Raw genomic sequence first — 11227 nt, forward strand, 5'->3', positions numbered from 1 at the left:
CCGACACGCCGCACGTGCCGGTGGCGTGTGACCAAGAACGGATCGGTAATTTCCGTTTCTGCTCGCTCTCTTGGCGGCCGATCAGTAGCCTCGGCTCGAACACCGGCCATGGACATGGCCGTATCCCCCGTGGCGACTTGTTGGAGACATCAATGGAGCGTCCCGCCTGGGCCCCGCCGGGCATCGACATTTCGGTGCCGAGCGTGTCCCGTATTTACGACTACTATCTGGGCGGCTCGCACAATTTCGAGGTCGACCGGGAAGCCGCCCGCAGGGCCATGCAGTTCATGCCGGGCCTCCCCAAGATCATGCAGGCGAACCGGGCGTTCATGCGCCGTGCCGTGAACTTCGCCGTGAGCGAGGGCATCACCCAGTTCCTCGACATCGGCTCCGGCATACCGACCTTCGGCAATGTGCACGAAGTCGCGCTGAGAGCCACCCCGCAGGCCCGGGTGGTCTACGTCGACCACGACCCGGTCGCCGTCGCACACAGCCAGGCCGTGCTCCAGGGCAACGACAACGCCGGCATCGTAGGAGCCGATCTGCGCAAGCCGGTCGAGATCCTCAACAGCCCCGAGACCGTCCGGATCCTCGACCTCGAACGGCCCGTGGTCCTGCTCCTCGTCGCCGTGCTCCACTTCCTGGAGGACTCCGACGACCCGAAGCGCGCCGTGACCGAGCTGCGCGACGCGCTCGCACCGGGAAGCCTCCTCGTCCTCACGCACGCCTCGTACGAGGGCATACCGGTCCCCAAGGAGCAGGCAGGCGGCGCCGTCGGCGTCTACGAGGACATCCGCAACCCGCTCGTCATGCGCTCCCGCGAGGAGATCCAGCAGTTCTTCGACGGGTTCACGATGATCGAACCCGGACTGGTGTCGATGCCCGACTGGCGGCCCGACACCCCGGCCGCGCAGGAGGATCCATACGCGTTCTCCGGCTTCGCAGGGGTGGGGCGCAAGGGGTGATGACGCCGTCGCAGGCAGCGGGATCCGCGGCGGCGGACCCGGACGGCCTAGAGGACAGACTCCGGCGGTTCGCGACCATCTGGAGCCGGGCGATCTTCCCGGTGACGGCCACGTCGCTGACCCGCCCCGAGTTCGAACAGCATCTGCTGCCGCTCGCACGACAGCTCAGCGACGCGCTGCACACGCGTCCCTTCGACACCGCCCCCGCCCATCGGGTCGGGGCCGCCCTGGTCGGCGCGCACTGCACCGACCCCGACGCGCTCAGCCGCACGCTGGGGGTGATCGACGCCTATCTCGTCCTCTACTGCGGGACGGACCAGGAGCCCGCCGAGGACAGCCGTGCCCGCTGCGCCCGGCTGCAGCACGCGCTCGCGGCCGGTTACGCCCAGGCGCTGCGCGAGCGCACCCTCACCGAGCAGGAGGCCATCGCCAGATCGGCGCTGGCGGCCCGCAGCGACGCCATGGACGCCCTGCACGCCACCGAGACCCGCTTCCGTGCGGTGTTCGAAGGGGCGGCCATCGGCATCGGCATCGCCGACCTCGAAGGCAATGTGCTGGAGGTCAACGACACCCTGACCCGGATGTTCGGCGGCCTCGAGCACCATGTCCGCGGCCGCAAGGTCAACGAGTGGGCCCATCCCGAGGACCAGCCCCAGACCTGGGGCCTGTACGACGAGCTCGTACGCGGCGAACGCGAGCACTACCGGGTCGAGAAGCCCTTCTACCGCAACGACGGCACGGTCCTCTGGACCAATCTCACGGTCTCGCTGCTGCGGGACCCCGAGGGACGGCCGCAGTACCAGCTGGCGCTGATGGAGGACACCACCGAACGCCGGCTGCTCAACCTGCGGCTGCGGTACGAGGCCACGCACGACGCGCTCACCGGGCTGCCCAACCGCACGCTCTTCTTCGAACGGCTGGAGAAGGCCCTGGCCGCCGGCGAGGGGGCGCGCTTCGGGCTCTGCTATCTCGACCTCGACGGTTTCAAGGCGATCAACGACAGCCTCGGCCACTCGGCGGGGGACCGGCTGCTCGTTGAGATCGCCGACCGACTGCAGAGCTGTGCGACGGCGGCCGGCGAGATGGTGGCCCGGCTCGGCGGCGACGAGTTCGTGGCGCTGACGACCGGCCCGGACACCCAGCGCGAGGTGGGGGACCTCGCCGCCAGGATCCTCGCCGTACTCGCCGCGCCGGTCATGCTCGACGGCCGCGAGATCAGCGTCCGGGGCAGCATCGGGATCGTGGAGGGGCCCGCGGGCGAGCGGACCTCCGCGGAGGTGCTGCGCAGCGCCGACATCACCATGTACCGGGCCAAGTCGGCGGGTGGCAACCGCTTCGAGCTCGCCGACCCGGAGGCGGACGCCCGCGCCATCACCCGGCACGGGCTGACCACGGCCCTGCCGGCGGCTCTGGAGCGCGGCGAGTTCTTCATCGAGTACCAGCCGCTGGTGCATCTCTGCGACGGCAGTGTGCACGGGGCCGAGGCGCTGGTGCGCTGGTGCCATCCACAGCACGGGGTACTCGGCCCCGACCGGTTCATCCCGCTCGCCGAGCACACCGGACTGATCGTCCCGCTGGGTCGCTGGGTGCTCCAGGAGGCGGTACGCCAGGCCCGGTTCTGGCACGAGGAGGCCGCCCTCGGCGGGACCGCCCGGCCGCTGCGGATCAACGTCAACCTCTCACCGACCCAGCTGCACCACCCCGGTCTGGTCGCCGACACGGTCGACGTCCTGGAGCGCTCCGGGCTCGAACCGGGGGCGCTGTGCCTGGAGGTCACCGAGTCCGCGCTCATCGGCGCCGACGAGGATCTGCTCAAGCCGCTGCGTCAACTGGCCGAGATGGGCGTCGACATAGCGCTCGACGACTTCGGCACCGGCTACTCGAATCTCGCGAACCTGCGGCGGCTGCCGGTCAGTGTGCTCAAGCTGGACCGCTCGTTCACACAGGGCATGCAGCAGCATCCGGCGGACCCCGTCGACATAAAGATCGTCGAGGGCATCGTCTCGCTGGCGCACAGTCTGGAGCTGGCGGTGACGGTCGAGGGCGTCGAGACGGGCGCGCAGGCGGAACAACTCCGGGAACTGGGCTGCGACACGGCGCAGGGCTGGTACTACGCCCGCCCGGGCCCCCCGGACCGCCTCCACGCGCTGTCCCTGCTGGACGCGGTGTAGGACCTGATCCGCCGGACAGCACCTGGCGGCCGGCGGCGCGCGCTGCCGCCCGCACCACGCGTGCGGGTGGGTGGGGGCGACGGGCGTCCGCACACCGCCCTGGGGTGCGGGCGGTCGTACCGCAGGGCGAGCGAAGCGGGACGGGGGCACCGCCGGGCGAAGCTCCGGGGGAGGGTGGGCTGGGCCCGGCCACCGGGCCGCAGTCCCCCGACGAACGTTGGCGCCCAGCAGCCCGGCCGCGCCCGCCCGGTGCCGTCACGGAGTACGTACCGGCGGGTGCGTGCGCAGCAGCAGGCGCTGGAATTCCCGCGCAGCCCGCGGCGGCGCCACGTCACTGCGGTGGGCCAGCGCGATGGTCCGCCGCAGCCCCGGCCGGGCCAGCGCCGTCACGCGCAGGTCGCGCCCCGCCCGCACGGCCACCATGCGCGGCACCACCGCCACCCCGAGACCCGCCCGCACGAACCCCAGCACCGCGTCCATCTCCCCGCCCTCCACCGTGAACGTCGGCTCGAAGCCCTCCGCCCGGCACGCCGCGACCGTCAGCTCCCGCAGGTCGTACCCGTGCCGGAACATCACCAGCGGCTCCCCCTGGAGATCCGCGATCCGCACCGGACGGCGCGGCGCGGGCGCCGCCGCCGAGGACACCACCACCAGGTCCTCCTGAAGCAGCTCCACCGTGGTCAGCGCCGGCGACGGCGTCGGCAACGGCAGCACCACCAGTGCCAGATCGAGCGCTCCGCGCGCCAGCTCCCGTACGAGATCGTGCGAGCCGCCCTCCTCGATCAGCAGCTCGATCCCCGGGTGCAGATCGTGAAAGGACCGCAGCACCTCCGGCAGCAGTCCGGTGCACACACTCGGCGTCGCCCCGAGCCTGATCCGCCCGCGCCGCAGCTGGGCCAGTTCCTGCACCTCGTGCCGGGCCGTGTCCGCGTCCGCGAGGATCCGCCGGGCCAGCGGCAGCAGCGCCTCGCCCGCGTCCGTGAGCGCGATGTTGCCGCGCGCCCGGCTGAACAGCTCCGCCCCCAGCTCCTTCTCCAGCGCCCGGATCTGCTGCGACAGCGACGGCTGCGAGACGTGCACCCGCTCGGCGGCCCGCGTGAAGTGCCGGGTCTCGGCCACGGCTACGAAGTACTGGAGCTGCTGGAACTGCATGCCCTCCACCCTACGCGCAGCGATAGGCATTGCCTATCGAGATGAGCCGGACCATGTCTTGGACCTTTCGACACTCCCCGGCCTAGCGTCTTGTCCATGGCTCTGGCAACGCGGACGGACCGACGACCGTCCATGACGCGCACGCTCTGGGGATCGACCGTCGGCAAGAAGACGATCATGGCCGCGAGCGGCCTGATCATGCTCGGATATCTGGTCGTCCACATGCTGGGCAACCTCAAGATCTTCTTCGGGTCCGACGAGTTCAACGGCTACGCCCACTGGCTCCGCACCATGGGCGAGCCCTTCCTGCACCACGAGTGGGCCCTCTGGATCGTCCGCGTGGTGCTGCTCGCCGCCGTCGTGCTGCACGGCGTGTCGGCGTACCAGCTCAGCAGGCGGGACATCAGGGCCCGCCCCAGCAAGTACGTCCACAAGCGGCCCCGGGCGAGCTACGCCACCCGCACCATGCGCTGGGGCGGAATCATCCTCGGCCTGTTCATCGTGTGGCACCTGCTGGACCTGACCACGCTCACCGTCAACGAGAACGCGCAGCACGGACGCCCGTACCAGAACGTCGTCGCGACCTTCTCCACCTGGTACGGCAACACGATCTACCTCACCGCGATGCTCGCCCTGGGCCTGCACATCCGGCACGGCTTCTGGAGCGCCGCCCAGACCCTCGGCGCCGGCAACGCGAAGCGCGACCGCATCCTCAGGACCGCCGCGAACGCGCTCGCGCTGGTGCTGACGGTGGGCTTCATCTCGGTACCCGTCGGCGTCATGACCGGATTGGTGAGCTGACATGAGCTACCTGAACTACGCGACCGGCGAGCCGATCGCCGACACCAAGGCACCCGAAGGCCCCATCGCAGACCGCTGGGACCGCCGCCGCTTCGAAGCCAAACTGGTCAACCCGGCCAACCGCCGCAAGCACACCGTCATCGTGGTGGGCACCGGCCTCGCCGGCGGGTCCGCCGGAGCGACACTCGCCGAACAGGGCTACCACGTCGTCCAGTTCTGCTACCAGGACTCCCCGCGCCGCGCCCACTCCATCGCGGCCCAGGGCGGCATCAACGCGGCGAAGAACTACCGCAACGACGGCGACTCCATCCACCGGCTCTTCTACGACACGGTCAAGGGCGGCGACTTCCGCGCCCGTGAGTCCAACGTCCACCGTCTCGCGCAGATTTCCGTCGAGATCATCGACCAGTGCGTCGCCCAGGGCGTCCCCTTCGCCCGCGAGTACGGCGGCCTCCTCGACACCCGCTCCTTCGGCGGCGTCCAGGTCTCCCGCACGTTCTACGCCCGCGGACAGACGGGCCAGCAACTGCTGCTCGGCGCCTACCAGGCGCTCTCCCGGCAGATCGCCGCCGGCAACGTGGAGATGCATCCGCGTACGGAGATGCTCGACCTGATCGTCGTCGACGGGCGGGCCCGCGGAATCGTCGCCCGCGACCTCGTCACCGGGAAGATCGACACCTACTTCGCCGACGCGGTCGTCCTCGCCTCCGGCGGCTACGGCAATGTCTTCCATCTGTCGACGAACGCCATGAACTCCAACGCCACCGCCATCTGGCGGGCCCACCGGCGCGGCGCGTACTTCGCCAATCCCTGCTTCACCCAGATCCACCCCACCTGCATCCCGCGCACCGGCGACCACCAGTCCAAGCTGACGCTGATGAGCGAGTCGCTGCGCAACGACGGCCGCATCTGGGTGCCCAAGGCGCGCGGTGACCAGCGGCCCGCGCACGAGATCCCCGAGGACGAGCGCGACTACTACCTGGAGCGCATCTACCCCTCCTTCGGCAACCTCGTGCCGCGCGACATCGCCTCGCGCGCCGCGAAGAACGTCTGCGACGAGGGCCGTGGCGTCGGTCCCGGCGGCCAGGGCGTCTACCTCGACTTCGCCGACGCGATCCGCCGGATGGGCAAGGAGAAGGTCGCCGAGAAGTACGGCAACCTCTTCGACATGTACGAGCGGATCACCGCGGAGAACCCGTACGAGGTGCCGATGCGGATCTACCCCGCCGTGCACTACACGATGGGCGGCCTCTGGGTGGACTACGACCTGCAGACCACCGTCCCCGGGCTCTTCGCCATCGGCGAGGCCAACTTCTCCGACCACGGGGCCAACCGGCTCGGCGCCTCCGCGCTGATGCAGGGCCTCGCCGACGGCTACTTCGTCCTGCCCTCGACCATCAACGACTACCTCGCCCGCAACCCGCACCACGACGAGATCGACGACAGCCACCCCGCCGTGACCGAGGTGGTCGCCGAGACCGAGGACCGGCTGAACCTGCTTCTCTCCGTCGACGGCGACCGGACCCCCGACTCCTTCCACCGTGAACTCGGCGAGCTGATGTGGGAGTTCTGCGGAATGGCCCGCACCGACGAGGGCCTGCGCAAGGCACTCGGCCGGATCCCGCAGATCCGTGAGCAGTTCTGGCGCCGGATCAAGGTGCCCGGCACCGGCGAGGAGTTCAACCAGTCGCTGGAGAAGGCCAACCGGATCGTCGACTACCTGGAGCTCGCCGAGCTGATGTGCCTCGACGCGCTGAACCGCAGCGAGTCCTGCGGAGGCCACTTCCGCGAGGAGTCCCAGACTCCGGACGGCGAGGCGGCACGGCGGGACGAGGAGTTCTCGTACGCCGCGGCCTGGGAGTTCACGGCGACCGGTGAGTCGCCCGTCCTGCACAAGGAAGACCTCGTCTTCGAGTACGTCCACCCCACCCAGCGGAGCTACGCATGACTGCAATCTCCCGGGGGACACAGAGCCCGACAGCGGCTTCGCCGCGGGCCGTACCCCCGATGTCACTCACCCTGCGCGTCTGGCGCCAGAAGAACGCCGACGCACCCGGCGCCATGGCCACCTACGAGGTGGACGGCATCTCGCAGGACATGTCGTTCCTGGAGATGCTCGACACCCTCAACGAGGAACTCATCCTGCGCGGAGAGGACCCCGTCGCCTTCGACCACGACTGCCGTGAAGGCATCTGCGGCGCCTGCTCGCTCGTCATCAACGGCGACGCCCACGGACCCGAGCGCACGACCACCTGCCAGCTGCACATGCGGTCCTTCAAGGACGGCGACACCATCGACATCGAGCCGTGGCGCGCCTCCGCCTTCCCGGTGGTGAAGGACCTGGTGGTGGACCGGTCGGCGTTCGACCGGATCATCCAGGCCGGCGGGTACATCAGCGTCCCGACCGGCGCCGCCCCCGAGGCCCACGCCACTCCGGTCCCGAAGGCGGACGCCGACCACGCCTTCGAGCACGCCGAGTGCATCGGGTGCGGCGCCTGCGTCGCGGCCTGCCCCAACGGCTCGGCGATGCTCTTCACCTCGGCGAAGGTCAACCACCTCAATGTGCTCCCGCAGGGCTCGCCGGAGCGCGAGACCCGGGTCCTCGACATGGTCGCGGCCATGGACGAGGAGGGCTTCGGCGGCTGCACCCTCACCGGCGAATGCGCCACGGCATGCCCCAAGGGCATCCCGCTGCCGTCCATCGCGGCGATGAACAAGGAGTGGCTGCGGGCGACCCGGAAGGTCAGCCGGTAGGACCTCCGGCCGGAACGGGCCGCATGTCCGCCCCGTAGACCGTGCGGTAGTCGGGGACGACCACCCTGGACGCGGGGCTGTGCCGGTGGATTCCGGCGACGAATCCGTCCAGGTCCATCGCGGGATCACGCCGTGGCGGGGCGCTCAGTGGCCTCTCGAAGTTGTCCCAGTGCACCGGGACGACCGTGGCGGGGTTGCCGAGCGCCCCCAGCAGCCGCGGGAGATAGCGGTACGTCGCCTTGCTCGACGGAGTTGCCGCCATCAGGATGTCGGGCCGCAGCCCGTCCGCGGCGCGCTCCTCGAAGTCGCTCGCCCCCATGAGAAACACCGAAGGACCGCCCCCGACGCTCAGCTGGAAGGCGAGCGTGTCACCCTCCGGCAGATCGGAGATGGTCTCCGGCGCGCGGGCCGGCGGGGCGCACAGCGTGCCGGGAGCGAAGTACGAGTACCTCGCGTTGCGGCTGTGCCGGCCGGAGACGACCTCGACCGTGTAGCCGTCGAAGTCCAGCACCTCGCCGCCCTTGACGACACTGATCTGCGCCTTGTCGACCCCGAGCGCCCGCAGCACGTGGTACGTCGTCTCGGTGCCTATCACCCGGGCACCGGTGGACCGGGCGATGTACGGAACGTCGTTGATGTGGTCCCAGTGGGCGTGGCTCACCAGCACCACCTCGGGCCGCCCGGTGTGCTCGCGGACCAGAGGCTGGTCCGTGGTGAGCTTCGTGGCCGGGTCGAAACTGCCCTTGGCGGCGAACAGCCCGGTGCTGAAACGGGTGATGTACGGGTCGAAGAGCACGGTCCGCCCGCCGATACCGATGCGCCAGCCCGTGGTGCCCAGCCACCGCAGGACCGCCGAATCCGCGGGGACGGGGGTGGGAGCCGTCGAGACCCGTGCCGCCGCCGTGGCCGTGGCCGCCGTGGCGGGAAGCAACGGCGCCGCCGCCCCAAGAGCCGCGCCCCGCAGCAGCGTTCGCCGTACAACCCTTCGCGTGGATCGTCCTTGTGCATCGCTCATGGGACGCAGAAGATCACCCCGGATCCGCGCACGTCCAAGACCGGGTCGGTGACCGACTCATACCTGGCGATGCATGAAGCCTGGTCGGAGGGGAGCGGAGGCTTTCGAGCCGCGCAGAAACTCCACGGCCGTCCGCGCCGCCGTGCCGATCGCAGAATCCGTCGCGGTGCGGTTCGCGGCGAGGTCCGGGGTGCGGGCGAACACCGCGACCGCGTACCGTCCGCCGTCCGGATACTCGGCCACCCCCGCCTCGTTGTGCAGCCCCGGCAGCGTGCCGGTCTTCGCCGCCACCCGTACGTCGTCCCCGAACCCCGAGGCCAGCCGGTGCCGGAAGACCTGCCGGGCCATCAGGTCCCGTACCTGGGCGCAGGCTTCCGGGGGCCCCGCCTCGTCGCGCCAGACCATCCGCAGCAGCCGTGTCATGTCGCGCGGCGTGCTCGCGTTCGTACGCTCCGGGTCGAGCACCGCGAGCCGGTGCACTCGGGCCGGGGACAACGTGGGAAAGACAGCCGCGAACTCCTTCTCGTCCCGGGCTCCGACCTCCGCCAGCATCGACTCCAGCACCTGCCGGGGCCCGCCCACGACACGGGTGTGCGCCAGGCCCAGTTCGGCGGTCAGCAGCCGGACGGTGTCCACTCCCACCCGGGCCAGCAGCAGATCGGCGGCCGAGTTGTCGCTGACCGACATCGCGAAGTGTGCGAGATCCCGCAGGGACAGCTCCACATCGTCCGCGCAGCCCGCTGTGCCCCAGCCGCCCAGCCGGTGCTCCGCCGCGACCCGCACCCGCTCCCGGGGGTCGAGCTGGCCGGCCGCGGACTGCCGGGCGAACTCCAGCGCCAGCAGCACCTTGAACACGGAGGCGATGACGACCGGTTCGTCGGCTCCGTACCCGACCCCGGCCAACTCGTCGGGCCCGTCTTGCGCGTCGATGTCCACCGCGTGGAGCCGGCCCTCGGCCCCGGCCGCCGCGAACACCGTGCGCAGCCTCTCCTCGATCAGCATCCCGGCCTCATCCGGTCCCTGCTCCCATCGCTTAGGGTCGTGGCGTGGATCTCTTGCGCCACCTGCGTATCTTCGTCGTCGTCGCCGAGGAGTTGCACTTCGGGCGGGCCGCCGAACTCCTCGGCATGGCCCAGCCGCCCCTCAGCCGCTCCGTCCGGCGGCTGGAGGACGAACTCGGCGCCGAACTCTTCGACCGCTCACGGCGTCAGGTCCGGCTCACCCCGGCCGGGGCGGTGCTCCTCGAGGAAGCGAGGGAACTGCTGGCCCGTGAGCAGCGCACCAGGGCCCTGGTGCGCCGGGCTCGCGACGGCGACCTGGGCACCCTGCGTGCGGGGGTGCCGCCGGACACCACGGCCGCGGTGCTGGGCGCGCTGCTCACCGAGTGTGCCGAACGGGCTCCGGGTCTCCGGGTCGACCTCCAGGAGGTGACGACGGACGAGCAGTTGAGGCTGCTGGCCTCCGGGGGACTGGATGTCGGGCTCGTCCACCAGCCCGTCGACGCCACCGATCTGGTCGTGGGACCCGAGGTCGGCGTCGAGCTGGGGGTGGTGCTGCCGCGGACCTCCCCGCTGGCCCGGCTGCCCGAGGTCGGGCTCGGCGACCTCGCGGGGCATGACCTCGTTCTGTTTCCACGGGCCGCGGCGCCCGGCTGGTACGACAGGACGCTTGCCGTCTGCCGGGACGCGGGCTTCGTACCCGGCCGCGTCCGGCATGCCCGGAACCCCGAATTCCTCATCGGTCTGGTGACCGCGGGCTGCGGAGTCGCCTTCGATCAGGGCCCCGTGGCCCGTAAGGAGCCCAGGGTGGCCTGGCGGCCGCTGGCCGGCCGGCCCCTCGCTCAGCGGATCTGTGCGGTCTGGCCCCGCCGTGCGCCGCACGCGGCGGCCGGTGAATTCGCCGCCCTCGCCGCGGACGTGCTGTCCCGGGACCGTACGACGGCACTGCGGAGCACCGGGCCCGAGCAGGACGGACCGCGCCCGTGGTCCGTGGTCTACGGCTGACGGGTGCTGCCCGGGTGCCGCGGAAACCGGCATATGTTCCGGACAGTTTTCCGTTGTGAGGCCCGGCACAGCCGACCGGTGCGATCCGAAGATATTTCACAGAACTGTCACATTCGGCGCAGGATTTACATCTCGCGGGTCGACTGAAGGTGTGGAGCGCAAGATCGACTTCGTTCAACACTGCACTTTGTGTGACGAGATGTCCGTATAGCAGCCAACCAGTTCCCCGCGACTACTGCCGATGAACGGCAGACCTGTAGGCATGGCCCCGGCGGTACCGACCGACCGACGGACCGCCGTCCGAGCACCGGCATACCTGGGGGTTCCGCCATGTCCAGATTCACCCGCCGTCAAGCCCTGGGCGCC

At 70.6% G+C, this 11227-nt stretch carries 9 protein-coding genes; 6 read left to right on the top strand and 3 right to left on the bottom strand.

Going from position 1 to position 11227, the window contains the following annotated elements:
* Positions 1 to 152 precede the first annotated feature (152 nt).
* Together ACWGI8_RS29285 and ACWGI8_RS29290 are read left to right on the top strand one after the other, a co-directional pair.
* On the top strand, positions 153 to 965 hold the full coding sequence (locus tag ACWGI8_RS29285) for an SAM-dependent methyltransferase (RefSeq protein ID WP_453665398.1): 813 nt from the start codon (positions 153 to 155) through the stop codon (positions 963 to 965).
* Positions 965 to 3136, top strand: a complete 2172-nt coding sequence (locus tag ACWGI8_RS29290; RefSeq protein WP_453665399.1) for a putative bifunctional diguanylate cyclase/phosphodiesterase — start codon at positions 965 to 967, stop codon at positions 3134 to 3136. Before ACWGI8_RS29285 ends, ACWGI8_RS29290 begins: the two co-directional genes overlap by 1 nt.
* Before the next feature lie 255 nt (positions 3137 to 3391).
* Here ACWGI8_RS29290 and ACWGI8_RS29295 read toward each other — a convergent pair whose 3' ends face one another.
* Positions 3392 to 4288 (bottom strand): LysR family transcriptional regulator, encoded by an 897-nt coding sequence (locus ACWGI8_RS29295; protein WP_453665400.1) that lies wholly within the window; start codon positions 4286 to 4288, stop codon positions 3392 to 3394.
* 96 nt (positions 4289 to 4384) lie between these two features.
* Between ACWGI8_RS29295 and ACWGI8_RS29300 the strand changes: the two genes are divergently transcribed.
* From ACWGI8_RS29300 to ACWGI8_RS29310, 3 genes are read left to right on the top strand one after another with little or no spacing between them, the layout of a single operon-like run.
* Complete coding sequence (locus ACWGI8_RS29300; protein WP_453665401.1) at positions 4385 to 5089, top strand: succinate dehydrogenase; 705 nt, start codon at positions 4385 to 4387, stop codon at positions 5087 to 5089.
* A gap of 1 nt (position 5090) precedes the next feature.
* Complete coding sequence (locus tag ACWGI8_RS29305; protein WP_453665403.1) at positions 5091 to 7037, top strand: fumarate reductase/succinate dehydrogenase flavoprotein subunit; 1947 nt, start codon at positions 5091 to 5093, stop codon at positions 7035 to 7037.
* Between the two features lie 59 nt (positions 7038 to 7096).
* Entirely contained in the window at positions 7097 to 7843 is a 747-nt protein-coding gene (locus ACWGI8_RS29310; RefSeq protein WP_453665409.1) for a succinate dehydrogenase/fumarate reductase iron-sulfur subunit, read from the top strand.
* On the opposite strand, the gene ACWGI8_RS29315 is transcribed toward ACWGI8_RS29310, so the two are convergent.
* Positions 7833 to 8858, bottom strand: coding sequence for an MBL fold metallo-hydrolase (locus ACWGI8_RS29315; protein WP_453665405.1), 1026 nt, complete (start codon positions 8856 to 8858; stop codon positions 7833 to 7835). The genes ACWGI8_RS29310 and ACWGI8_RS29315 overlap by 11 nt on opposite strands.
* Before the next feature lie 57 nt (positions 8859 to 8915).
* Complete coding sequence (locus tag ACWGI8_RS29320; RefSeq protein WP_453665411.1) at positions 8916 to 9857, bottom strand: serine hydrolase; 942 nt, start codon at positions 9855 to 9857, stop codon at positions 8916 to 8918.
* A 47-nt stretch (positions 9858 to 9904) separates the two neighbouring features.
* Here ACWGI8_RS29320 and ACWGI8_RS29325 point away from each other — a divergent pair, with 47 nt between their 5' ends.
* On the top strand, positions 9905 to 10861 hold the full coding sequence (locus ACWGI8_RS29325; protein ID WP_453665407.1) for a LysR family transcriptional regulator: 957 nt from the start codon (positions 9905 to 9907) through the stop codon (positions 10859 to 10861).
* Positions 10862 to 11227 lie beyond the last annotated feature (366 nt).

The organism is Streptomyces sp. NPDC054841, from assembly GCF_053611045.1.

Coding starts and splice junctions, on each gene's coding strand:
- ACWGI8_RS29285 (WP_453665398.1), top strand. CDS start 153: ATGGAGCGTCCCGCCTGGGCCCCGCCGGGCATCGACATTTCGGTGCCG.
- ACWGI8_RS29290 (WP_453665399.1), top strand. CDS start 965: ATGACGCCGTCGCAGGCAGCGGGATCCGCGGCGGCGGACCCGGACGGC.
- ACWGI8_RS29295 (WP_453665400.1), bottom strand. CDS start 4,288: ATGCAGTTCCAGCAGCTCCAGTACTTCGTAGCCGTGGCCGAGACCCGG.
- ACWGI8_RS29300 (WP_453665401.1), top strand. CDS start 4,385: ATGGCTCTGGCAACGCGGACGGACCGACGACCGTCCATGACGCGCACG.
- ACWGI8_RS29305 (WP_453665403.1), top strand. CDS start 5,091: ATGAGCTACCTGAACTACGCGACCGGCGAGCCGATCGCCGACACCAAG.
- ACWGI8_RS29310 (WP_453665409.1), top strand. CDS start 7,097: ATGTCACTCACCCTGCGCGTCTGGCGCCAGAAGAACGCCGACGCACCC.
- ACWGI8_RS29315 (WP_453665405.1), bottom strand. CDS start 8,858: ATGAGCGATGCACAAGGACGATCCACGCGAAGGGTTGTACGGCGAACG.